The 25,251-nt window shown below is 33.2% G+C and carries 15 protein-coding genes; 10 read left to right on the top strand and 5 right to left on the bottom strand.

The genetic code is table 11. The features are described from left to right. The first annotated feature begins 102 nt into the window (after positions 1–102). The 6 genes from IPK88_17400 to IPK88_17375 all read left to right on the top strand — a co-directional run bounded on the left by IPK88_17400 (position 103) and on the right by IPK88_17375 (position 15,640). A complete protein-coding gene (locus IPK88_17400; protein MBK8245206.1) occupies positions 103–3,687 on the top strand; it encodes a caspase family protein in 3,585 nt (1,194 codons plus the stop codon). 89 nt (positions 3,688–3,776) lie between these two features. Next, positions 3,777–7,277: a caspase family protein gene (locus IPK88_17395; protein MBK8245205.1), complete on the top strand. Its 3,501-nt coding sequence runs from the start codon at positions 3,777–3,779 to the stop codon at positions 7,275–7,277. A 436-nt stretch (positions 7,278–7,713) separates the two neighbouring features. Then, positions 7,714–9,354, top strand: a complete 1,641-nt coding sequence (locus IPK88_17390) for a tetratricopeptide repeat protein (GenBank protein MBK8245204.1) — start codon at positions 7,714–7,716, stop codon at positions 9,352–9,354. Between the two features lie 81 nt (positions 9,355–9,435). Continuing rightward, complete coding sequence (locus tag IPK88_17385) at positions 9,436–11,247, top strand: tetratricopeptide repeat protein (GenBank protein MBK8245203.1); 1,812 nt, start codon at positions 9,436–9,438, stop codon at positions 11,245–11,247. 61 nt (positions 11,248–11,308) lie between these two features. Beyond that, the gene (locus IPK88_17380; protein MBK8245202.1) at positions 11,309–13,594 is read left to right on the top strand and encodes a DUF928 domain-containing protein; all 2,286 of its coding nucleotides are present in this window, start codon (positions 11,309–11,311) and stop codon (positions 13,592–13,594) included. Positions 13,595–13,624: 30 nt separating this feature from the next. Further along, complete coding sequence (locus tag IPK88_17375) at positions 13,625–15,640, top strand: caspase family protein (GenBank protein MBK8245201.1); 2,016 nt, start codon at positions 13,625–13,627, stop codon at positions 15,638–15,640. A 493-nt stretch (positions 15,641–16,133) separates the two neighbouring features. Here IPK88_17375 and IPK88_17370 read toward each other — a convergent pair whose 3' ends face one another. From IPK88_17370 to IPK88_17355, 4 genes are all read right to left on the bottom strand, one after another. Next, complete coding sequence (locus IPK88_17370; protein MBK8245200.1) at positions 16,134–16,991, bottom strand: sulfurtransferase; 858 nt, start codon at positions 16,989–16,991, stop codon at positions 16,134–16,136. A gap of 803 nt (positions 16,992–17,794) precedes the next feature. Then, positions 17,795–18,235 carry a transposase gene (locus IPK88_17365; protein ID MBK8245199.1) on the bottom strand — a complete coding sequence of 147 codons (441 nt, stop codon included), beginning with the start codon at positions 18,233–18,235 and terminating at the stop codon, positions 17,795–17,797. Between the two features lie 117 nt (positions 18,236–18,352). Further along, the gene (locus tag IPK88_17360; GenBank protein MBK8245198.1) at positions 18,353–19,117 is read right to left on the bottom strand and encodes a hypothetical protein; all 765 of its coding nucleotides are present in this window, start codon (positions 19,115–19,117) and stop codon (positions 18,353–18,355) included. 18 nt (positions 19,118–19,135) lie between these two features. Beyond that, positions 19,136–19,696: a sigma-70 family RNA polymerase sigma factor gene (locus tag IPK88_17355; GenBank protein MBK8245197.1), complete on the bottom strand. Its 561-nt coding sequence runs from the start codon at positions 19,694–19,696 to the stop codon at positions 19,136–19,138. 218 nt (positions 19,697–19,914) lie between these two features. On the opposite strand from IPK88_17355, the gene IPK88_17350 reads away from it, so the two are divergent. The 4 genes from IPK88_17350 (at position 19,915) to IPK88_17335 (ending at position 24,746) form a co-directional block, all read left to right on the top strand. Continuing rightward, complete coding sequence (locus tag IPK88_17350; protein ID MBK8245196.1) at positions 19,915–21,468, top strand: hypothetical protein; 1,554 nt, start codon at positions 19,915–19,917, stop codon at positions 21,466–21,468. Between the two features lie 144 nt (positions 21,469–21,612). After that, complete coding sequence (locus IPK88_17345) at positions 21,613–22,902, top strand: CHASE2 domain-containing protein (GenBank protein ID MBK8245195.1); 1,290 nt, start codon at positions 21,613–21,615, stop codon at positions 22,900–22,902. Positions 22,903–23,033: 131 nt separating this feature from the next. After that, on the top strand, positions 23,034–23,954 hold the full coding sequence (locus tag IPK88_17340; GenBank protein ID MBK8245194.1) for a hypothetical protein: 921 nt from the start codon (positions 23,034–23,036) through the stop codon (positions 23,952–23,954). Positions 23,955–24,047: 93 nt separating this feature from the next. Further along, positions 24,048–24,746 carry an alpha/beta hydrolase gene (locus IPK88_17335; GenBank protein ID MBK8245193.1) on the top strand — a complete coding sequence of 233 codons (699 nt, stop codon included), beginning with the start codon at positions 24,048–24,050 and terminating at the stop codon, positions 24,744–24,746. A gap of 47 nt (positions 24,747–24,793) precedes the next feature. Here the strand turns inward: IPK88_17335 and IPK88_17330 are convergent, their stop codons facing one another. Further along, positions 24,794–25,207 (bottom strand): SET domain-containing protein, encoded by a 414-nt coding sequence (locus tag IPK88_17330; GenBank protein ID MBK8245192.1) that lies wholly within the window; start codon positions 25,205–25,207, stop codon positions 24,794–24,796. Positions 25,208–25,251: the final 44 nt, after the last annotated feature.

The raw sequence follows: 25,251 nt of genomic DNA, 5'->3' as shown, positions 1-25,251 counted from the left end.
GTAATTTTAAAAATTTGAGTTAATGTATATTGTTTAGTTTTTGAAAAAAAATTAATGTTTTAGATTGATTGACTCATTAAAAAATGCGAAAATGTTCAAATTATGAAAGGAAGCTTAACGATTCTAATGATGTTTCACATATTTCTTGGATCAACTCAAAAACCCGTTTTGGTAATTCCTAGGGGACATACAGAAGGGGTGAACACTATTGCCTTTTCACCGGATGGACAATATTTTATTTCAGGAAGTAGGGACAGAACTGCAATAATTTGGGATACTTCAGGTCATCAAATAAAATCTTTTAAGCATGAACTTCAGGTTAAATATGCAAGGTTCTCTATGGATGGAAATTCAATTTACACAACGAGTAGTGACAGTCGAATCAATACAGCACGAATAACTGATGATAGTCTACGTCCTATGTATAAACATGGGGAATTTATAGGTGCTGTTAGTTTTTATGATAGTAAAACACAGATGGCCATCTCAAATGAAGAAAATGGTACCATAGAAATAAGGGGTTTTGATGGAAAATTGATAAAAAGTTTGCTACAAGCTCAACCTGTTACCTCTCTTGCTTTTTCAAAAGATGGGCAGTTCTTATTAACTGGAAGTCAAGATCAAAAACTTGTTTTATGGAATTGGATGAATCTTTCAAAAAAAGTATTTCCACTTAGAGGAATATTAGGGCATTCAAATGTAGTTACACAAGTTTGTTTGTCTGAGGATGGCAAATTTGCACTTTCTGCAAGTAAAGATAAAACCGCCATTTTATGGAATTTGGATGGTACAATTCTGAAGAGAATTAAACACAATGCTGCAATATTTGCATGTGATATTTCAATACGTAATCTAATCATAACTGGTAGTGAAGATGGAGTAATAAAAATCTGGGGTTCGAGTCAACAAGCTAGAGAATTAAGTTTTCAAGCACATGCTTTATCGATAAATGCCGTTTGTTTTGCACCAGATGGAAATTCCTTTTTAACTGCTTCTAATGATAATACTATATGCCAATGGGATTTAAATGGTCGTCTGATTAAAAGATATTGTGGGCATTTAAAACCAATAAGTTTTACTCATTTTATAAATGATTCTTCTGAGAATATATTGTCTATGAGTAACGATGCTACAGCAAGTATTTGGAATAATGCTGATTATACCTATCATAGTTTTAAGATCCAACATTCCAAAAATCCTCCCTTAGTTGCTATTCCATTAGAAAGTAAATTTTTTATAGCTGGAGGAGATCGCGGTGAATTTGGTTTTTGGAAGAGCAATGGCAATCCTTTAAAACTGGATTCGAAAATAGATTCGAATGAAACACTTAAAAGTCTCCAATTTAGAAATCAGGTTACTTCTATTGAATTATCGCCTGATGGAAGATCTATACTGACAGGACATCTTAGTAACGGTGGAGCACAATTATCTGATATTCGTGGTAGGGTATTAAAAATTTATAAGCAGCCAGAAGCCATTGGGTCAGCAGTTTTTTCTACATCAGGAAAATATATTGCAACAGTTGGTTTTACTGAAAATGTGATTTCTGTATTTGATACTTCTAATTCTGAAAGACCAATCCATAAATTTGAAATACCTTCTAAAGTTAATTGTTTAGTCTATTTATCTGACAGTATCCTATTTACCGGTAATAAAAATGGTTTGGTACAAATGTGGAATGTTGTTAATGGAAAATTATTAGGTAACTATGGCGCTCCTGATGGAGAAATGATCAATGCACTATCGGTGTCGACGAATCAACAATTTTTAGCCACTGGAAATAATGCAGGTATTATTAGAATTTGGAATTTAATGGATGGAAGTTCAAAAGATTGGATTGGCCATAGTAGTAAAGTTTTATCTGTTCACTTTTCAAGGGTCAGGGCATCTGAGTCTGAATTGTTGATTTCTGGAAGTGTTGATGGAACAACCAAGATTTGGAATCGGGTTACGGGTAAAGAAGTGTTAACTTTATTTTCAATAGATTCATTGGATTGGGCGGTTGTTACGCCGGATGGTTTGTTTGATGCATCCCCTGGTGCTATGGAGCTGATGTATTACACAGTTGGTTTGGAGGTTGTTGAGTTGGATCAATTAAAATCATCTTTCTACCAGCCTGGACTTTTAAGAATAAAGCTTGGACATGAAAAGCTACAGCCAGTGGTAACAACAAACATAAATTCCCTAGATTTGTCTAATAAATTTAAAGCTGAGATTATTGAAAACCAGATCAATGTTTTTTTTGAACCGAATTCAGATGGATCAAAAAAATTAAGTCTTTTTGTTGGAGATAAGGAGGTGGATTCAAATATAAATCCTGAAGGATTATTGGAGGTTAAAAATCTTGATTTATTAAAGTATTCAAAATATTTCCTTGAAGATACCAATTACATTTATCTGGTGTCATACAACAAAGATGAGTCATTGCATAGTCAGGCTTACCCTTTAATTTACAAATATTCAAGTGGTAGTAAATCCGGCTCTGGTGAAATAAATACTAATGAACCAGTTAGTTTTAAAGGATTACCAGATTTGTATGCATTGGTTGTAGGGACTTCGAAATATAGTGGAGAAATTACAAAACTTGTTTTTCCGGATAAAGATGCTGAGTCCATGGCTCAAGGTTTGAAAGCCGTTGGTAATCGATTGTTTGACCATGTTTTCCTTTCTTTATTAACCACAGCAAGCCAAAATGCTGATTCTATTTCCAATCGAAATAATATTGAAAAAGTTCTTAAAGAATTTGCAATAAAAGCTAAAGCAAAGGATGTTTTATTAGTTTATTTTTCTGGACATGGGTCAACTTATGCAGAAAATGGAAAGCCTCAATTTTATTATTTAACCAAAGATGTTACAACTTCTGATTTGAGTAATCAAGATGTTAGAAATAATTTTACCATTTCATCTAATGATTTGTCTTCATGGTTAACTGCGATTCCCGCAAGGAAGCAAGTTTTAATTTTCGATGCCTGTCATTCAGGTGAAGTGATAAGTGCACTAGAATCTTCGGCAAGAGATATTAGTCCTTCTAAGATAGTTGCATTAGATCGGTTAAAAGATCGATCCGGTACCTTTATACTTACAGGAAGCGCTGCGGATAAAGTTAGTTTTGAATCCAGTCAATATGGTCAAGGTCTTTTAACGTATACACTTCTTCAAGGAATGCGTGGTTTGGCTTTAACAGAAGATAAACGAGTCGATATAGCTAAATTATTTGGATATGCAAAAGATCGTGTGCCAGTGTTAGCTCAAAGCATCAATAGGGTTCAAATTCCGATTATTTCGTACCCAAAAGGTGGAGGCAGTTTTGAAATCGGATTGGTTGATACGATATTAGATATTCCTGAAGTAAAATCAAAACCGGTTTTTGCAAAAAGTAAAATTCAAAGTAAAAGTTTTGGTGATCCAAATAAAATCGTAGCCGGTTTTTCTAATTATTTTGGTCAGTTTATGGCTCAAGGTGCAAACGCTGAACTCATTTATACTGAATATGATGGTTATCCAAATGCTTATTCCATTCAAGGTAATTATGAAGTAGTAGGTAATGAACTACGTTTAGAATTTAAATTGTTTAAAGGCGAAGATCCAGTTAGTAATGAAGTTTTTAAAGTGACGAGTCCAAGAGCTCCCTATATGGATTTGTATGAGAAAGCTTTTGAAAAAATTGAAAGTTTGATAAAATCTTAATTGAAAAATATTACTAACTCAAATTTGGCTTTATAATTGAACCGTTATTTATCATGTAATTTGTACGGATTTTGTTTTAAATATAATATATGAAATTTTATTTTATTCTAATATTGACTTCGTTTTCTTTCGTTGGATTATCCCAACCTGCTCATTTAGTAATACCCAAAGGTCACCTGGAAGGAGTTACTTCAGTTTGTTGTTCTGCAAATGGAAAATATATTTTGTCCGGAAGTAGAGATCATACTGCTAAAGTATGGAGTACACATGGTCTCGAAATAGAGACGTTTGATTTTAATCATGAAGTTTTAGCGGTTGCATTTTCGCCTGACGAAAAGCAAATTGCAACTGGCAGTAAAGATGGAAAAATTAGTATTTTTACGGTGGATGGGAAATTGGTAGTAAGAATCGACGCTCATAAAAATTCAATCAATTCTTTGTTTTTTTCTCCAAATGGAAAGTCTATACTCTCGGGGAGTAGTGATAATACAGCTAAGTTGTGGAATACAAGCGGCCAATTAGAACATACTTTTCCACATAAGAAAGCGATTAATAGTGTATCCTTTTCTAGTGATGGAAAATTTATTCTTACGGGTAGCGATGATAGCACAGCTGTTGTTTGGGATTTATCTGGTAATAAACTTAGTACATTAATTGGGCATAAGGGATCAGTCAAACATGTAAGTTTATGTTTAGACCATGAATATTTAGTTACTGGTGGTGATGACAGTACCGCAATTTTGTGGAATACTCATGGAGATATATTACAAGTGATCAAACATCCAGGAAAAGTACATTCTTGTGATTTTTCACCTGATAATCAAACCATAGTTTCTGGGTGCTACGATGGGAAAGTAAAGATATGGAATAAATCTGGAAAGGTCCTGCAGGAATTTAAAGCACATGAATGGGGTTTGACTTCATTGTGTTTTTCTCCCAATGGAAAGGCTATCTTGTCTGGAAGTGACGACAAGACTTTGAATATGTTTGATTTAAATGGTCATCTAGTGCAACATTTTCAAGGGCATTCACATGATATTCATGCTGCATGTTTTTCAAAAGATGGGAATTTTATTTTAACTGGAAATGGCGACAATACAGCTAAGCTCTGGGATATACTTAATTATAAATACCATAATTTTGTAGGTCATAAAAAACGAGTTGTTTCTGTTGCGGCTTCACCAAATGGTCAATATTTACTTACCGGTAGCGAAGATAAAACTGCAAAGTTATGGGATAAACATGGTAAAGAAATTAGATCATTTGAATTACCTGATGAAGTAAATTCTGTTTCATTTTCAAGTGATGGTAATTCAATATTAACAGGTTGTTTGACCGGATGTACAAAATTGTGGGATTTGACTGGTAAGGAATTACAAATGTTTAAGCAAGAAGAAGAAGTAAGTTCAGCTGTTTTTTTACCTGATGGCAAATCTATTGTGACAGCCAGCAAGAATGGTGTAGTCAAGCATTTCGATTTATTCGGATCATTGATTTTTAATTTTAATACCAAATCTGTTATAAATAGTTTATCAGTATCCTTTGACAGCAAGCAGTTATTTACAACAAATAATAGTGGACAAATAAATATATGGGATCTTAAGTCTGGAAAAAAAGTCCAAACACTTGGAAAATTAAAAAATAAATTATTGTCAGTCGCGAGTTCATCAGACGGAAATTTAATTGCATCAGGTAATCATGACGGTGGCATTGAATTGATTAATCTTTCCAATAAAACTACTATTTATCTTGAAGGACATACTTCAAAAGTATATTCTTTAGATTTTTCACCAGATAGCAGATTTTTGTTATCTGCAAGTGAAGATGAAACCACGAAATTATGGAATTGTAAAACTGGAAAAGAAGTTGCAAATCTAATATCTTTAGATGATACCGATTGGGTAGTTACTACACCACATGGATTGTTTGATGCTTCTGAAGGTGCCATGTTGCATATGGATTATGAGGTTGGATTGGAGGATATTGCGCTTGAACAATTAAAAGAGCGGTATTATGAACCAGGATTACTTGAAGAAACTTTTGGATTAATAGAAACTGAATACCATGATGTGCCAGCATTAAAAAGTATAGCTTTATATCCGGATTTAGAAGGTAAAATTGAGGGTGATTTATTACGTGTGAAATTTCTTGCACGATCTGGAGGAATAGGTAAACTAAGTTTTTTTATTAATCATAAAGAAGTCATTGAAGATGCTAATCCAAGCAGAAAAACTGAAATTCAAATTGATTTAAAAACATATCTAAAATTTTATGAAGAGGATACCAATGTAATAACCTTAAGGGTATACAATGAGGAGGGGTGGTTGGAAAGTCATGCTCACGATTTTTTTTATTTTCCCTATAAAGGTAGTAAAGGATCAGAAACTAATGTAGCTAATCCAAAAACCATCATTCATAAAGGCAAGCCCCATTTGTATGCATTAGTAGTCGGTACTTCTGATTATTCAGGGACTAATTTGGATTTAAGGTTTCCTGATTTGGATGCTGCTGCAATGGCGCATGGACTTCAAGCAGTAGGATCTAGGTTATTTGATGACCGGGTTTATATCAGGGTATTATCAACTGCAGGTAAGATTTCTCAGGATATTTCAACTCGAGCTAATATAGAAAAAACGCTTAAAGAATTTGCTGAAAAAGCAGGAACTGGAGATGTGGTTATTTGTTATTTTTCTGGCCATGGAACAACTTATGGGCAAGCAGAAAAAAATCAATTTTATTATTTAACCAAGGACATTGGAAGTGAAAATTTAAGTGATCCAGAAATAAGAAATAATTATACGGTGTCATCAGGTGATTTGACTAAGTGGTTAACGGCCATTCCTGCTCATAAAGAAGTTGTTATATTTGATGCTTGCCATTCGGGAAAAGCAGTTGAAGCTTTATCTTCATTAGGAGCAAAAGATTTGAGTCCATCACAAATTAGAGCGTTGGATCGGATGAAAGATAGATCAGGTATTTTTATTATTTCGGGAAGTGCTGCAGACGCAGTTAGTTATGAGGCTAGTAAATATGGGCAGGGTTTATTGACTTATAGTTTGCTGCAAGGGATGAGTGGATTGTCTGTTACAGAAGATAAAAGAGTTGATTTGTCTTTACTTTTTCAATATGCACTGGACAAGGTTCCGGAATATGCTAAGAGTATTAATAAAATCCAAGTTCCCATTGTTGCATTTCCACATGGGGGAGGAAGCTTTGATATTGGTATTGTTGATTCTACGGTTAAAATAAAACTAGCCCAACCCAAACCTGTATTTATTAGAAATATCTTTTTAGATGAAAAGAATATGTCCGATCATCTAAATATTACACATACACTTGCAGAATATTTTAGAGAACTAACTGCGCAGGGTGCAGATGCTGAATTAATATATGTGGATGTCAATGAATATGAAAATGCATATTCAATAAAAGGTTTATACAATGTAACCGGAAATAACATAAACTTAAGAGCTAGAGTATTTTTAGGCACTAATTCTTTAGGTGAATTTCAATTAACTGGAGACAAGGGAAATATCCAAGGATTGGTTGAAAAAATTATGGAAAAAATTTCCACCTTTATGAAGGGTTGATACACTATCATGTTGAAAGGTTTAGACTCAAATGCTTATATGGGTATAAATCATTTTTTTTGGCTTTTTCAATTTGTGCAGTGAGACAATGTAATCTGATAAAAGCAAAATTAATGATATAAATAAATTGCCCAAATAATTTGAAGCCTACTTAAATTATACATAAATGTTAATTAAGTTGAAGTGTTTTTTAAATGTATAACTTGGTCTTTAGTTTAAGATTAAAAGCTTATTAATTTTTTTAAAAAAAACTAAAATGAATCTCAGAATTCAATATCTAAGTCCATCAATAAGGGCGGAGTTCATGTTTAAATGGAGTAACATATTAAGAAATTATAATAAATAGACTTGATTGCTAGAATAATTTTGATTTTCATTGATTTATTGATAACTTTACTTCAAATTAGGATATATCATATTTAATCAAATAAAAGAAATGCAGAAATTCATTTTGATTTTAATTTATTTAACTCTAGGTACATTTATAAATGGCCAAAACAGGAGTTTAGGAACGCTATCAATGGTTCAAAGACCTAATCCATCCGGTGCAGTTACAAGAAGCAGTGTAGATTCTGTTAAATACAAAAAAGCCTTAAAAGTTTACAATAAGTTGGTTGAAGCCAGAGGAGATCTTAGATATCCGGTACCTAATCTCATTATGAGTAAAAGTGAGGATGCTGTAGCTAGTATGGATTATAAGAAAATGACTATTGACTTAGAAGAAAAAGCATTTGATGTCTGTTCTAAGTTTGGAGATGATGCCCAGGTAGAAGCTGCAATTGCTTTTTTATTAGGACACGAACTAACCCATTATTATGAAAAGCATGCATGGAAAAGAGGTTTCGTTGCAGATTTTAAAGATTTAAATATAGGCTTAAAGTTGGATAGTATTCAAGATGATGTAGCAAAGGAAACTGAAGCAGATTATCTTGGGGGATTTTTATCTTATACTGCTGGGTATGGTTTTTTTGATAAAACCGGAGATGTAATACAGGCACTATATAAGGATTATGGTTTGCCTGAAATCATGGTTAAGTATCCATCCTTATCAGATAGAAAGAAAATGTCTGCCAGAACTTTAGAAAAGTTGAAGGAATTGATACAGGTTTTTGATATGGCAAACCTTTTGACAGCCATCGGAAATTATTCAGAAGCTTACGAGTATTATAGATATGTGCTTCAGGATTATCAAAGTCGTGAAATTTATAATAATTTGGGAGTTACTGCCTTGTTAGATGCCATTCAGTATTTTAATGCAGGCGAATTGAAGTTTAGATATCCAATTCAACTTGATCTGCAAGCATCCTCTCGTGGAGATGGATTCGCCACAATCAGAGAAACATTAATTAAACAAGCGCTACTCCATTTTGATGCCGCTATCAGTTTGGACCCGAATTATGCGCCTGCTTATTTAAATAAAGCATGTGCCTATGCACTTTTAGGTGATTTGGATAGAGCTCAATTTTATGGTGACAAAGAGGCAAGATCCATTGCCCGTAAAACTAAGCAAGCAAAAACTTTGGTTGATGTTGATATATTAATGGGTATCATTGAAGCCACAAATGGACATACTGAACAAGCAAAGAAATTATTTCAGTCTGCAGCTGACCAAAATAGCGGTTTGGCGAAAATCAATTTGAAAATATTGAACAATGAAGACCTAGGTTCAGAGAGTGAAACTTTTGGAGGTTTTGCTAAGAAAGAGCTTATCGATGGACAACATTTGAAGAGCCTTGTGCTTGAAAATGAATTTAGCAATGTTAAATCATTGGTTATAGGAAATAAGATAACTTTTTCTAAAGTAAATGAGCAAGGTCCAAATTCATTTTTGTTTGTTGGAGAAAATGAAAAAACCGATAAACGGGTTTTCTTTCATGGAACCAATCCGAATTATAGTGGTGAATCAGGAAGAAAAATTAAAATAGGAAGTGATCTCAAAGCAGTCACAGATGCTTATGGTAATCCAAAAACTACCATTGAGACACCTGTCGGTCAAATATTGGTTTATAAGTCCATTATTTTTATTTTGGGAAATCAAGGAAAGGTAGATCGCTGGTTAATTTATGAAAAGGAATAGAGCTAGTGAAAAGGAAGAAATGAATGATTCCAATGTTCGTGTGACATCTATTTTATTTATAAAATCAGGATTTGGAATATCATGAATAAATTATTTTGTATTTTATTTCTTATTGGAACTTTGTATCAGGGAATTAGTCAAAATAGAAGTTTTGGTACCCTATCTATGATACAAAGTCCAACTGTTAAGTTGAAAAAAAATACAACTAATAATTCCAAAGTGGATGAGCTTAAACTTCAGCACGCCACTGAAATTTTTGATAGATTAGTTGAGGCCAGAGGAGATTTTAGATATCCTGTTCCTACACTTGTGATGAATAAAAAGGAAGATTATGGGGCGTACATGGACTATGAGAAAATGGAAATTAATTTAGAGGAGAAGGCTTACGATGTGTGTGCGAGTTTTCGCGATACTGCTAAAGTTAATGCTGCTCTTGCTTTTATTTTAGGTCATGAACTAACCCATCATTATGAAAAACACGCCTGGCGAAGGGGTTTTGTTACCAATTTCAAAAATTTAGATATCGGAATGAAGTTAGACAGCATTCAAGATGATGTAGTTAATGAAACACAAGCTGATTATTTGGGTGGTTTCTTATGTTATACTGCTGGTTTTGGATATTTCGAAAACGCGGGGGCTTTAGTTGATTCCATTTATAAGGCATACAAATTACCAAGTAAACTTGCAAAATATCCTTCTTTGGCTGATAGAAAAAAATTGTGCACAAGAACCTTTGATAAGTTGCAAGACCTTATTCAGATTTTCAATATGGCTAATCTGTTAACTTTAACAGAACATTTTGAGATGTCCCATGAATTTTCAAAATTTGTTTTGCAAGATTATCAAAGCAGGGAAATTTATAATAATTTGGGCGTAAGTATATTGTTACAAGCTATAATTGATTTTCCGCAATATGCTAAAAAAAGATTAAAATATAAATATCCTATAGAGATTGAGCTTCAAGAACGATGGCCAATCATTGAACCCCCTCAAAACAATCAAACGACTGGTGGATGGGGAAGTTCAAAACCAAAATTGATCGTATTTAATCCTTTCCAGAAATTAGTATATCAAGCCTTACTTAATTTTGATGCCGCAATAAGTTTAGATCCAAATTTTGCACCAGCGTATTTAAACAAAGCTTGTGCGTATGCTTTATTAGGTGATAGTACTCGAGCTGCGTTCTATGCCAATGTTGAATGTAGATTAAGAGCTAAACAAAATTATGAAAAGACAACTTTAGATATAGAAGTTTTATTAGGTGTTTTAGAAGCAAATTCGGGTAATGATTCGATTGCCAAAACTATTTTTCAAACTGCTGCAGAAAAGGGTAGTTCAATTGCAAAATTAAATTTAAAAGTGCTGGTTCTAGGACCTAAAGATTTCTTTAATGAAGATATAAAGGAACCTAAAATTATCATCAATGAACCTGTAGAAGATGACAAATCTAAAGGGTCGGGAGGTGCAACATTGATGAATCACATTGAATATACTCCGGCTAAAGATTACGGTGATGATGAACAAATTGATTCTCTAAATTTGAGAAATTTAATCACTAAAAGTATTTTGCCAAACATGAAAACCATCAATATTGGAGATAAAACTCAATTGTCTACTTCAACCAAGAAAAGTAATTATTCCACATTGTACATAATAGAACAAGTGAAATCTTATGATAAAATATATTTTCTTGGTACTAAACCTAAATATAAAGGAAAAACATTCAGAGGTATTTCCATTGGTTCGAATGTGGAATCAGTTTTAAAAGTTTATGGGGATCCAAAAAGTACTTATGAATCTTCAACGGGTCAAATTTTAACCTATCATAATATTATATTTATTCTGGGAAAGAAAAATCAAGTAGAGCAATGGTATATTTATGAAAAGGCTTAAAGGATATAGAATATAATTTTAATAAGTAAAAATAAAATCGAAAAATATTAAATCAAATAAAATGAAAAAATTAGTTTTATTATTTATTTTCTTAATTCAATTCTTTGCCAATGTGTTGGCTCAAGAAAAAGCAATTATAGTTGTTTCGGTAAGTGGATCTGTTAGTTATTTATCAGATGTTATTAATATAAATCAAGTTACACCGGGCGTCGTTTTGACTTTAGATGGTAAGGTAACATTAGCGAATGACGCAAAAGCCATGATTTACTACAATGCTGAATTTATTTCATTAAAAAGTGGAGTTAATATCCTTAAAGATGTTTGCAATGTTCAAGAGGGAAGGAGGAATTTTAACATAGATGGTAAAATTGGTGAGCGATTGCAAGATGCCATTGATTTAGCTAATTTAGCTGGTAACAGAGATGCTAATTGGACAACTATTAATAATTTTAAAAAGAGTGGTTTTGGAGACAAGGGCGCTAAGGATGGCTTTGGGGAAAAAGGAGCTAAAGATGGATTTGGAGACAAAGGAGCTAAAGATGGCTTTGGAGATAAGGGAGCTAAGGATGGATTTGGGGACAAAGGAGCTAAAGATGGCTTTGGAGACAAGGGCGCTAAGGATGGCTTTGGTGACAAAGGAGCTAAAGATGGCTTTGGTGACAAAGGAGCTAAAGATGGCTTTGGAGATAAAGGAGCTAAAGATGGCTTTGGAGACAAGGGTGCTAAGGATGGATTTGGGGACAAAGGCGCTAAAGATGGTTTTGGAGAAAAGGGTGCTAAGGATGGTTTTGGAGACAAAGGAGCTAAGGATGGTTTCGGGGACAAAGGCGCTAAGGATGGTTTTGGAGAAAAGGGTGCTAAAGATGGTTTCGGTGACAAGGGAGCCAAGGATGGGTTTGGAGAAAAGGGTGCTAAGGATGGTTTTGGAGACAAAGGAGCTAAGGATGGTTTCGGGGACAAAGGAGCTAAGGATGGTTTTGGGGATAAAGGAGCTAAAGATGGTTTCGGGGACAAAGGAGCTAAGGATGGTTTTGGGGATAAAGGAGCTAAAGATGGTTTCGGTGACAAGGGAGCCAAGGTTGGGTTTGGAGAAAAGGGTGCTAAGGATGGCTTTGGAGACAAAGGAGCTAAAGATGGTTTCGGTGACAAGGGAGCCAAGGATGGGTTTGGAGAAAAGGGTGCTAAGGATGGCTTTGGAGACAAAGGAGCTAAGGATGGCTTTGGAGACAAAGGTGCTAAAGATGGATTCGGCGAAAAGGGCGCTAAAGATGGTTTTGGAGACAAAGGAGCTAAGGATGGCTTTGGAGATAAAGGAGCTAAAGATGGCTTTGGAGACAAAGGAGCTAAAGATGGCTTTGGAGACAAAGGAGCTAAAGATGGATTTGGAGACAAGGGCGCCAAGGATGGATTTGGGGACAAAGGAGCTAAGGATGGTTTTGGGGATAAAGGAGCTAAAGATGGTTTCGGTGATAAGGGAGCCAAGGATGGGTTTGGAGAAAAGGGTGCTAAGGATGGCTTTGGAGACAAAGGAGCTAAGGATGGCTTTGGAGACAAAGGAGCTAAAGATGGATTTGGAGACAAGGGCGCCAAGGATGGTTTTGGTGACAAAGGAGCTAAGGATGGATTTGGGGACAAGGGCGCTAAAGATGGCTTTGGAGACAAAGGAGCTAAAGATGGATTTGGAGATAAAGGAGCTAAAGATGGGTTTGGAGACAAGGGCGCCAAAGATGGATTTGGAGACAAAGGAGCTAAGGATGGATTTGGGGACAAAGGAGCTAAGGATGGTTTTGGAGATAAAGGAGCTAAAGATGGTTGGGGTGGAGTTGGCAAACACATACATTTGATTCTCCCAGCCGGAAAATTAGAATTAAAGGCAACTCAATTTTCATGGTCAAGACCAGCTAATACAACTTCTTATCAATTGGTAATAAAAAATTCAAGTGGCAAGAATATTTATTCCATACAAGTAAGTGATACTTTTGTGGATGTCGATCTAAAAAAAATCAAATTGAAATATGATGAGGAATATCAATGGGTAGTTAGCTCAGTTCAAACTCCTACAATTGGTTCCTCTACAAATTCAATTGTAATAGAAAAGATGGAACCATCAAATACACCTGAAACCAAATTAAGTAAATCAAAAATTTATAATCAGGCAGATGCAACAACTCAATTATTGATGAAAGCAATAATCCTTGAAAATGATGAATGGTATTATGAGGCTGCTTTGATTTATAAGGTCTTAAAAAATAAGGAACCAAACAATCAATTGGTTAAAATGATGCATGCTGCTTTTTGGTATCGTGGTGATATTTATGAGATGGCCGATGCGGCGGTGATGCCCTAAATATTAAAAATGCTCAAAGAAAATTATAAAATGAAATATTTTTTAGTTTGCTGTTTTTTATATGTAACCAGTATATCCACTATTGCGCAGAATACGAGAGGAGTAGCTCCTGAAGGAGGTAAACCGACAACAGTTGGTAATACCTGGGCTGTCATTGTGGGTATCTCAGATTACCAAAATCCCAATATACCGGACTTGTCGTATTCAGATAAAGATGCACTAGCTTTTGCTCAATATTTAAAAAGTCCTGCTGGCGGTAAAATACCGGATGATCACATCACTTGTTTGATTAACGAAAAGGCAACAGCAGGCCAGTTTGCTTCGAGTTTAGATTGGCTCATGGAGAAGACGAAGGAAGGAGATCAAGTGATTATTTTCTTTGCCGGACACGGTGATGTAGAAAGAAAAACCTTAACACAGCCAGGGTTTTTGTTGTGCTGGGATGCTCCTTCAAAAGTTTATATGGGTGGAGGTACTTTTGGTTTAGTTTATCTTCAAGAAATTATTTCGACATTGTCTCTACAAACTAAAGCCAAAGTATGGGTTATTACAGATGCATGTAGATCTGGAAAACTGGCAGGAAGTGAAATAGGTGGAACCCAGGCAACAGCTTCAAATCTCGCCAAACAATTTGCTAATGAAGTGAAATTAATGTCATGTCAACCAGACGAACTTTCATTGGAAGGACCAAATTGGGGTGGGGGTAGAGGACTTTTTTCTTATTATTTAATTCAGGGATTGACCGGATTGGCAGATCTGAATAATGATGGTAAAGTGACGCTTTTTGAAATAGAAAAATTTCTCAGTGACAAAGTTCCGGAAGCTGCTTTGCCCAGGAGTCAAATCCCAATGGCCATAGGTGCAAAAAGTGTTTCTTTGAGTAATGTGGATGCAACAAGTTTATCTGCATTACAAAAAAGTGATTCAAATGATGATAAATTATCAGTAGCTTCAAAAGTTGATCCTACCAGTGCTAATGATATAAATAAAGTGCCACCCATAGCTAATGCTAAATTGGATCAATTTAATAAAGCGATAGAAAGTGGACGATTATTATACCCCGAAGATAATTCAGCCTGGAGTCTGTATCAACAACTTAAAGATGATAAATCATTAGCGAATGAGTGGGCAGCTATGAAAAGCAAGTTAGCTGCAGCATTTCAAGATGAAGCCCAACAAGCTATAAATGATTATTTGAAAGCAGATCCTAAAGAATTAAAAAAACGTTGGAATTTCGATGATCGATATGAAAAATTTCCAGTTTATTTGAACAAAGCTGCTGAATTATTAGGTGAATCCCATTTTTTATATAAGGACATCAATGCGAGAGCGCATTATTTTTCAGGATTAAACTTGCGATTGGCAGGTGAGCGCAAAAAAGATACTTTGTTATATAAAAAAGCATTCATAGAACAATTTAAAGTTATAGCACTAGATTCTAATGCTGCTTATGCATATAATGAACTTGGACTATTGGAACGAAGAACAAAAAATTATGCCAAGTCCATAGTGTATTTTAATAAAGCTCATTTATGTTCGCCTAAATGGGTTTTTCCAATTGCTAATCTTGCTGCCATTTATTATGATTTAGATTCGACATCTAAAGCCATTGAATATGGAATAGAAGCGATAAGAATTGATCCTGAATCTCCATTGGCTCATCTCAATCTAGCAGCAGCTTATGAATTGAATAAAGAGTACAGCAAAGCGAAAGTAGAATATGCTAAAACGATTCAACTAGATCCATCTGAAAAGGATTCAAGAATCAACCTTTGCTTTATGTATTATTTAGAAAAAGATTATAGTGAAGCTGAAAAAATCATCAAAGAATATAAATTGCTTTATCCCAATGATGTAACTAAGTACATCAATGCTGCATTGTGTATTCATTTGGCTCAAGGTGAGGAGACCAAAGCTTTCGAACTTTTGGAATCAGAAATAAAAAAAGGTTTTAGAGATTTTAAATTAATCGAAGAAGAACCAGAATTAAAGCCTTTCATTTCAAATTCGAAATATATTGCATTAAAAAGTAAGTATTTGAATTAGGGGGAGTAATAGTATTTAAATCAAATAATTTTTTAAAAATAAGTACTATTTAGTTTTAATTAAAAATCATTAATTTTCGAAATAAAAGATTTGGGGTCTTAGTTCTGCCATAATGATCATTCAAAGATAAAAGCTATTTATCTATAAGTATTTTGATATTTTTCTAAGTTCATACAAAAGCAAATACTAACCTTAGTTATTGTTTTAAGTTTAATTATTTTTGTAATAACTTTTAATATGTTCGTTCTTTGATTTGATCCAAGGAATCTTTGAGAATTTCGTATGTAACTAAGTAAGCTCATTTAAAAAATTGATATGGAGGGTTAGAGCTTTCCCAATTTAGTTGGAATAGAATCTTATTTGTAAATTTATGATTTTTATTTTCCAGATGTTTTATCTTAATCTTTAGTAAAGCCTAAAATTATTTTGGTATATTTGTATCAAATACTTGATTTTTATTTTTGTTGGATACTTATACTTTCAAAAATATCACTTAAAGCGTTATATTCGTTGTTTCTATTTTTTTATTATTTCTGCTCCATTCACTCCATGAACCAACATAAAGTTTTGGTATTTCCATGTCAGCATAATTTAAAGCAAGTAAAGTATGGCAAGCCGTTACACCGGAACCACAATGGACTATAATATTTTCAGTTTTTATTTCTTTAAAAATCGGTTCATAGATTTTTCTTAATGCATCAGGTTTTAGAAATAAACCGTTTTCGTCTAAATTTTCAGTAAATGGTATATTTATGGCGCCTGGAATATGACCCGCAATTAAATCAATAGGTTCATTTTTTCCTTCATATCGTTCTTTGGATCGAACATCAACTACTAAATAATTCAGATTTTGTGAAACACGTTCTACTTCGTTTAATTCGATGATTGGCAAACTCCACTGGCTTATTTGATAAGGTCCAGAAGCACGTTTAATATATTCTACTTTTGAACTCATTGGGAAATTTTCATTTTTAGCATGATTAAATCCACCGTTTAATACTTGAACCTTTTTGTGTCCAACTGATTTGAGCATCCACCAAAATCTGGCAGCTGCATTTGAACCATTGTTGTCGTCGTATATAATTACATGCTTGTCTTTTGAAATTCCTAAATCGGTCAATGTTTTTGCAAAGGTTTCTATTTTTGGCAATGGATGTCGTCCCCCGATGGAAACATCGCTTTTAATGTCCGCTAATTGAGTATTCAGATCAACAAACAAGGCGCCTTCTATATGTTCAGCATCGTAGTTCGTTTTAGCGTTTTTACTGTTGCTTACATCGAAAATCAATACGTCAGCATTTTTATAAATGTTTAGAAACATTTCCACTTCAATAATTGGAGGTATCTTCATGTTTTTCATCTCATTTTAATTTTTCTTGAATGGAGTGCAAATCTAGGTCTAAATGATTATGGATATAAGGAGCGATATTTTTAGCATTGAAGGTAAAATATCTTAGATCTGATAGCCAACATATGAAATTGTAAATTTTATATATAATTGACATATTTATTTTTATATATTATATTTTTTTGTAGTATGTGCAAATATCACATGAAGGGAATTGTACAAATAAAACGAATTTTTAGCTGAAATTGTTACATGTTAGTTATGATGTAATCTTATTTGGCATTGAGACAACATTGAGACTGTATTGCGATATCAATGTGACAACTGTTCTCGAGAACACGCTGTTCCTCTAATGTTATTGTCTTCGCCCATGTGTGTACATCTAGTTTAATTTGTAAATGATGTCAGATAGATCATAGAGCGAATTACGAAAGGTTCAGATTAATCGTTGACATTGGTTTATTTGGTTAAAGCGAATTATTGATTGGTTATAATAGGAATGGGCTAAAGCCGCATTCCTATTGTTGGTAAAACCTTCACTTTTATTGGAATAGGTTGTATTCGGATTATTTTTTTACGGGCATTAACTTTGCTTATTCGCGGATTTCTGAATTCTGTTGAATGTTTTTTTTATTTGGCTAAAACCAATTTATTAATTGGTTATAATAGGAATGGGCTAAAGCCGCTTTCCTATTTACAGGATACCGCATTCCTATTTAAAATGATGACTCAATATTTAATTGTAAACGGAAAGAACCTCATCCTCTGTAAAGAAAAATCGTCTCTATATGAATTCCCCTCCATCTTTAGATGGAGGGAAATTTCTCAAATCCATTACTGCTAATAAATTCATCAAATTCATCCTGAAATGTCTTTTTGCTGTGGTGTTCTTCCTGATTTTTGATATATGTTCTAACCTTATTCAGTATTGATTCAGAAACAGATGCAGCATAGTATTCATCTTGCCATTCAAATTTGTGCTTGGTTAATCCATTTTTGTTAATCCAAAATGAAGATTCACCTTTGATGAGTTGCATTATTTTCTGAATGGTTTGATCAACTCCTAGAGAGACTAAACAATGACAATGGTCTGAATATCCATTAACAAAATCAATGAAGATTCCTTTTACTTTTGCATTATCTCTCATATGATTCCAAACCTTTATTCTCAATTCTTTTGAATCCAGGAAAGGAACCCTGTTTTTAGTGCTCCAAACACAATGTATATAAACCTTTACAAATGGCATTTGGCAATTGGAATTTTAGGGTGGTCCAATTTATAATTTTTGGTTGTCGATCGTGTTAGTTTTAACATGAGTGTTAAGAAAACAAGGAATTCTGAAATTTTTAAAGCTGTAAAAAAGTTATAATGATTTGAGAATTTCAGTCGCTTGAAGCGCATACTTGCCATTAGATTGGACTATCTGTTGCAGGATCATTTTTGCTTTCGGTATTCCATTATTGATTTTTAAAAGACATAAGGCGTAATTCCATTTTACTTCTTGTGAAAATTCTAATTGGTTATTGTCGTTTAATAAAGCTAAATTAATTTCAGCTGCTTCAAATTGATTTTCATTCATTTGAGCAAGTGCCAAATAGAAACGCGCGGTGTATTGTTCAGGATAATGGATCGAATAGTCTGTAAGCAAAGCTATAGCTGCTTTGTAATTTTTAGTCTCGTATAATTCAAGTCCTTTTAATATGGAGTCTCTTGATTCAGCTTGTGGATCAATCATGCCATATTGTGATAGGTTTTCTTTCGCTTTGATGATATATTCTGTTTCAGGCTTAAAGTTCAAGGTGAACATTTCACTAGGGTCGGCTGAATTTGTTCTAAGGATTAAAAAAGTAATGATAATAAGTGCAATGCTGGCAGCAACATTATACCAGATTTTCCATTTAAATGGAAAAATGGATGGATTGGCTGGTGGGTCAAAAGAAGTGCCCAATTTATTAGGGTCAGTAGATTGATAAATGGCTTGAGAAATTTTATTTTTTTCTTCTAATGCTGCGGTATGCTTAATAGCTTTAATTAAATCATAAACATATAATTCATCTTCAGTAAGATTCGAAAAGTTTTTTTCCGGTCCTAGTTTTTCAAGTATGGTTTTATAATCGATAGATTCCATAGTAAGTATTTATAATGATTAAAGCATGTTTTTTTTAAGTTCTTTCATGCATCTGAACTTTTTTACTTTGATAAAATCATAAGTATAATTCATTTTTTTTGAAATCTCATCAAGAGATTTTTGATAATAATAGAATTCAGTAAGCAAGGTTTTACAATCATTACCCAATAGGGCAAATTGCTTAGAGAGGTCTTCTTGTCTTTTGTTTTCCAAGTCCATGCTCTCCACCTCATCATCTGAAATGTTCATCCATTGTTCCGTTATGCCATCCAAATTTTCAACATGTCTCATTTTATTTTTCTTCAATTCCCGTAACCATAAATTCCGTGAAATGGATAGAAGATAATTCTGCAAACTTGAACTCAATTGGAATTCGGGTTTTCTGATATTATTCAAAAGGGCAATCAGACTATCCTGAAATAAATCTTCGGCATCTTCCAAGTTTCCACTATTATTTATTACATATTTGGATAACAATTTAAATGATTTCAAATGAATTTCTTTAAATCCCTTTGAATCACCAACACGTAATAACTCCAATAAATCAGAGTCATCTATCATGGTTGTAATATTTTTCATCAGTATATACCATTTTGCAAGCTAAAGTTACCACCAATCTAGAGGTTTTTATTTGTAATAGCAAAATAATATAAGATTAATTTATTGTTATATATTTAAACTATTGAAAAACAATATGATATATATTAAGGTATATTATTAATTTAAATTTCTATTAAATGAGATAACGAAGCAATCATTTTGGATATTTATAGTAGATCATATTCTAACTTTGTCAAATGGTATACATTCGCAATTTATCTCTTTATCTCATTTTGATGTTGCCTCAATTCGTTTTTGGGTCTGGACAACTCGATGTTGCCCAATATGTATTGGATAGATTATATCAAGTTCATGGCCATTTTAATACATCCAGACCGAAGATTGAACTGGTAAAAAACAAAAAGAATGTTGCAGTATACATAAAAAGCAGAAATACAATCCAATTAGAGTTGAGTGCCTATAAATTGTGTATTGCCTTTGGTAAAGATTCCCTGGATGCATTGTCTTTTATCCTGGCCCATGAATTAGTCCATGCACTTCAGACTGCTAATGATCTACCTAAAACTAGTTTTATTGCATACGATAAAACTTTTAAAGGATCATTGGAAATGGAGCGGGATGCTGACATTCAAGGTGTTTTTATTAGTTATTTGGCAGGATATAAGTCGATCAAAATCTTGCCGGATCTAATTGATAGAATGTATGAAGTCTATGGCATTAATGATAAATTAATAAAAGCCTACCCAAACAAACAAGAGCGTAAATTATCCGCACAAGTAGTTATACAACAGGTCAATGATTTAATTGAGTTGTTTGAATTGGCTAATCGATTGACTCAAATTTCGGCTTATCAATCAGCTATACCGTGTTTAGAATATATTTCTAAATTTTATCAGGGAAAGGAAATTCTCAATAATTTAGGAGTGAATTATGTATTATTGGGCATGAATGTGGGAAAACTGCAAGGGGACGCTCTTCTTTTTCCATTTGAATTGGATTGGAATTTGAGAATTAAAAAACCAAGGACAGGAAGGGGAGATGATTTTTTATCTCCAATTGATTTATTGATTCAACAGAAGTATTATCTGAAGGCACAAGAATATTTTGAAATCACCAAGCGTTTGGATCCGACATATTACTGGAGTGATCTTAATTTATTTGCGATAAACATTTTGCGAGGTAAGCTGGATTTGGCTCAAGGTTATTATGATTCTTATCTTAAAGCTCATTGTTTGGTAAATCAGGAGTCTGAGATCTTTCAAAAAATTAAATTCGTCTATGCCATTTTATTGTTTAAAAAAGGCGAAATTGGAGAGGCTAAACGTATTTTGAAATTAATATCAAATCAAAATAATCCATACTTATCTCATATGGCGAAATATAATTTGAAAGTTATTACTAATGGCCAATTTGAGTATGCCTATCAGAATGCTGGTGTATGTAGCACTCCAGGCTTTGAACTTGTGGATATACCTGATACTGAAGTCAAATTGACAAAAACTTCTACCATGGAATGGATCGTTATAGATACTGCAATTCAGATAGAGCGGAGGATATTGTCAAATTCCATGATATACACTTTTTTTGAAAACAATGAAAAGTCAATAACCATTCAAAAGATTAATATTTCAAATAAATACAATTTTAATATAGACCCCATCCTTAGTAGTTATTTAGGTAAAGATGAATCTGTGTATCATTGTGCCAAAGATGGCATTGCGTATTTAGTTCGTGATGGACTTTTAAATGGAATAATCAGGTATTATACATATTATGATAATATGCCTTAGATATATGAATGGATCGAATAAAGTTATGACTAATCTAATAAGTTTGTTTTGTTGTAGTCCCATTTGTTTTTACTTTTGCTCTTGTGTTTTGTTGATTGGGCACTGAGCATGTATATATAAACAGTGTCATTAAATGGAATAAAGTTGAATCTGAGATTGAAGAATAATATACTTAAAGGATTTTTGCAGAAATTATTGCGACCGAGGAATCATCTTTGGATACATGCTATTACGTATTCGGGGTTTAGTTTATTGTTTGTTTATTTAATGCATCATTTGCCTGTCAATCAATTGTTTATTGACCCATTCAGTGAGGCCATCAAAAGCCATGACATTATGGATGTGGCTTTTTCTAAGTTTAGAGATAAACGAAAAGTATCCTTTGATTCTCGAATTGTAATCATTAATTCAGGGATTACGGATCGAGCTAAATTGGCTAAAACCATTGATATACTCAATTTCAGAAAAGCAGCTGCCATTGGTATTGATTTAATTCTTGACACATTGTATAATACTCAAGAGGATAGCATGTTGCAACAAGCAATAAGCAAGACAAATAATATTGTATTTGGATATATATTTTATGAAAAGAAGGGCTCTCATAATAGTATTAAAGCATTAGGTTCTAATGATTTTTTTATTCAAGATAAAACGGAGGCTTATGTTAATTTAGGAACCAATGATGGGTTTTCGGTAAGGGCCTTTGAGCCGGTACATCATGTTGGCGGTTCCGAAAATTTTTCATTTGGTTTGCAATTATCTGCTTTATACGATACAACAGCACTTCCATTTATTCACAAAAGGCATATTGAGAAAGAATGGATTAATTTTAAAAGAGTTCAGCCTGGTTATAGTTCTATGGCTTATCCAATTAATCACGATGGGGTGGTTCATTACAACATGATTCACATAGATCAGTTGTTAAATGATACCTTGCAATATGATTCAACTTATTTTGCAAATAAAATTGTTCTTATAGGATTTTGTGGAGAAACAGAACAGGCGCTTTCTATGAAGGATAGGTATTTTACTCCTTTAAATGAGGAGTATACTGGTAGATCAATCCCTGATATGCATGGAGTAACAATCCATGCAAACATTATTTCAATGATTTTAGACCGGGATTTTATTTGTGAAGTTTCGCATTTTCGGATCTATCTGTATTCATTTTTACTTTATCTATTCAATTACTTTGTGTATAGGAGGATGGAGCGGCATAATTTTTTCAGATCGATGCCATTCATTCGTTTAATTCAAATATTGGAATTCTTTATATTGTTGATGATATGCGTATTATTATTGTTGTCTTTTAATATTAAATTGGGTTTCGTGTTTATCGTTACAACCGTAATATTGTCTTATGAGTTATTTGAATTGTATGAGCACAAATTCAAACCATATGTTCAAAGAAAATTAGATGCTTTTCTTAATTAAGAGGGCTCAGATTTGGATTGATTTAATAATCCTTTTGTCAAATCGAATAGCCCTGCTTTTTTTGACTTAGATGATAACCAATTAGTCTAAAAGTGTATCTATCTTTACATTTCAGTCATTAAACATTAGCAATGAAAATTAAATTATTATTAACTGTTTTTGCACTAGTATATTTGTTGCCAGGTTATGGGCAAGAGTATGCCGTAGTTTTAATAAACGGCCCCGTAAAAGTTGGCAGCAATAAACAAGATGCCAAGTCCTTAAAAAGCCTGGTATATGGACCGTTAAATGGAAAGGATGTACTTCATTTACCTAAAAATGCTCAGGTAAAGTTGGTTAAATCTGATGGATCTGTCTGCGAAATCGCCAAAGAAGGAGTTTATGAAGTTGGATCACTCTTATGCAGTAAAACCGACAAAAGTTCACTGGTTGAGAAGTTTGGAAATTACTTTGTAAGTTTTTTTGAAGTTCATCCATCATCTGAATCCAAAGAAAATTATAAAAATAGTATTTACGCAATATCCAGAGGTGAGCCTTCTATAGTACTTGAATTTCCATTTTCAGGAGTATATCCATCTGAAGTGGATTCTATTGAATTTTCATGGGCACATGCATGTGATACTTGTCAGTATCAGCTGAATGTATATAATGAAGCTTCCAAAACTTTGATTTTTCAAAAGAAAACAAGTCAAAAGAAATTTAAATTATTAAATCCAAAAAAATATTTCAAGGTTGGAATGTCATATTATTGGAATGTAGTTTCAGATTCAACTAGAGAAGTAGAGTCTTCAAATCGATTTATATTATCTGCCAAAGGTGATTATTTGAAGACATTAAGTGGAATTCAGAATGATATCAAGACTAGTTTACCTAAGATTTCCTATATTCCAAAAACACTTTTTATAATGAATGAGTTGAAAACAATGGATCGGATGAATTATGCTTTATTGTATTCGAATCATATTAAATTATTATATCCGAAAGATAAAAATTTAGTCAATTTGACCGATCGTTTTTATTTTGACGAATTAAAGCAAAAATTAGCGGATTAAGACATTGTTTTGTGGCAATATTGTATTCACTGAAAGTTGACTGGATGATTTTGTTAATATCTTCTTTTAATTTCATAGAATCTGATATTAATTATGGATAAACCTAATTTGTTACTCCTACATGGGGCATTGGGGAATAGAGATCAGTTTCTGAATATCAGTTCTCTGCTGAGTAAGCATTTTCAAGTATGGAGTATGAATTTTTCAGGTCATAGTGGGGAGCCTTTTGATTCAAATTTTAGTCTGGAACTTTTTGTAAAAGATGTTAATTTTTTTTTGAGGCAGAATAAGATTCCAAGTGTTAAGATTTTTGGATATAGTATGGGCGGATATGTTGCGATGAAATTTGCATCACAATATCCCGATAAAGTTTCAGGTATTATTACCTTAGGAACAAAACTCAATTGGACTTCTGAATTTGCGAAGGCAGAAGTTTTAAAATTGGATGCAGAATTAATAGAACTTAAAGTTCCAAAATTGGCTTCTATTTTAATCAATAGATACTCAGCACATTTATGGAAAAAAGTAGTACAACAGACCGCTTCATTTTTATATACTCTGGGCCAGGGTAAAGGACTTAATGATGATGATTTAAAGAATATTGAATGTCCTGTATTGATTTGTCGTGGTAATGATGATGTTATGGTTGAGCAAAATGAATGTATGAGTGTGGTACTAAAATTAATAAAGGGACATTATAATAATATTGAAAATGGGCATCACCTTTATGAACGGTATGACGCTCCTGTCCTGGTTAATTTAATAAAGCATGAATTTCTTAATTTAGTCTAACTATTTGTACTTGCCGTAGATGATAAAAGTAATATCATTATTTTTAGCTATTCATTTGAATCTACTATGGTGCCATAGTCAATAAATAACTCTTCCCCGGATTTAATATCTCTTGTAGTTTCAAAGTATCGGCCATCGTCTATGGAATTAAGATTGGGTTGATCTGAGTGATTTAAATATAAGGATAAGTCCATTTTCTTAAATCCTTCTAAAGGGACAAAATAATAGGCCTCGTCAAATAGACAAAAATTTTCAATTAATTTTTTACTATGATCAGGAAGTTCGTTTACTTCCTCAAAAGTCAACTTAATCCAATCACCCTCTTCATCCATGAACAAATCCCTGCATCCTTTAGGGATGTCTTGGATAGCAAAAACACCTATTCCATGTGTAGTGGAAGGTAAAAGCCTAATGTATGTATTGTGTTTTAGTTCTGACAATAGTTTTTCTTTTGGGGTCATTGTATATTATTTTTAAAGTTAATTAACTTAATGTTTCATTAAAA

The sequence above is a fragment of the Candidatus Defluviibacterium haderslevense genome (assembly GCA_016712225.1).
Classification (GTDB): Bacteria; Bacteroidota; Bacteroidia; order Chitinophagales; family Saprospiraceae; genus Vicinibacter; species Vicinibacter haderslevensis.
This window is presented reverse-complemented; position numbering and strand designations above follow the sequence as displayed.

Bases quoted from the DNA above. Each gene is read 5' to 3' on its own strand.
- IPK88_17385 (MBK8245203.1), top strand. From the start codon at position 9,436: ATGAATAAATTATTTTGTATTTTATTTCTTATTGGAACTTTGTATCAG.
- IPK88_17395 (MBK8245205.1), top strand. From the start codon at position 3,777: ATGAAATTTTATTTTATTCTAATATTGACTTCGTTTTCTTTCGTTGGA.
- IPK88_17350 (MBK8245196.1), top strand. From the start codon at position 19,915: ATGGTATACATTCGCAATTTATCTCTTTATCTCATTTTGATGTTGCCT.
- IPK88_17340 (MBK8245194.1), top strand. From the start codon at position 23,034: ATGAAAATTAAATTATTATTAACTGTTTTTGCACTAGTATATTTGTTG.
- IPK88_17400 (MBK8245206.1), top strand. From the start codon at position 103: ATGAAAGGAAGCTTAACGATTCTAATGATGTTTCACATATTTCTTGGA.
- IPK88_17390 (MBK8245204.1), top strand. From the start codon at position 7,714: ATGCAGAAATTCATTTTGATTTTAATTTATTTAACTCTAGGTACATTT.
- IPK88_17375 (MBK8245201.1), top strand. From the start codon at position 13,625: ATGAAATATTTTTTAGTTTGCTGTTTTTTATATGTAACCAGTATATCC.
- IPK88_17370 (MBK8245200.1), bottom strand. From the start codon at position 16,991: ATGAAGATACCTCCAATTATTGAAGTGGAAATGTTTCTAAACATTTAT.
- IPK88_17365 (MBK8245199.1), bottom strand. From the start codon at position 18,235: ATGCCATTTGTAAAGGTTTATATACATTGTGTTTGGAGCACTAAAAAC.
- IPK88_17380 (MBK8245202.1), top strand. From the start codon at position 11,309: ATGAAAAAATTAGTTTTATTATTTATTTTCTTAATTCAATTCTTTGCC.
- IPK88_17330 (MBK8245192.1), bottom strand. From the start codon at position 25,207: ATGACCCCAAAAGAAAAACTATTGTCAGAACTAAAACACAATACATAC.
- IPK88_17355 (MBK8245197.1), bottom strand. From the start codon at position 19,696: ATGAAAAATATTACAACCATGATAGATGACTCTGATTTATTGGAGTTA.
- IPK88_17360 (MBK8245198.1), bottom strand. From the start codon at position 19,117: ATGGAATCTATCGATTATAAAACCATACTTGAAAAACTAGGACCGGAA.
- IPK88_17335 (MBK8245193.1), top strand. From the start codon at position 24,048: ATGGATAAACCTAATTTGTTACTCCTACATGGGGCATTGGGGAATAGA.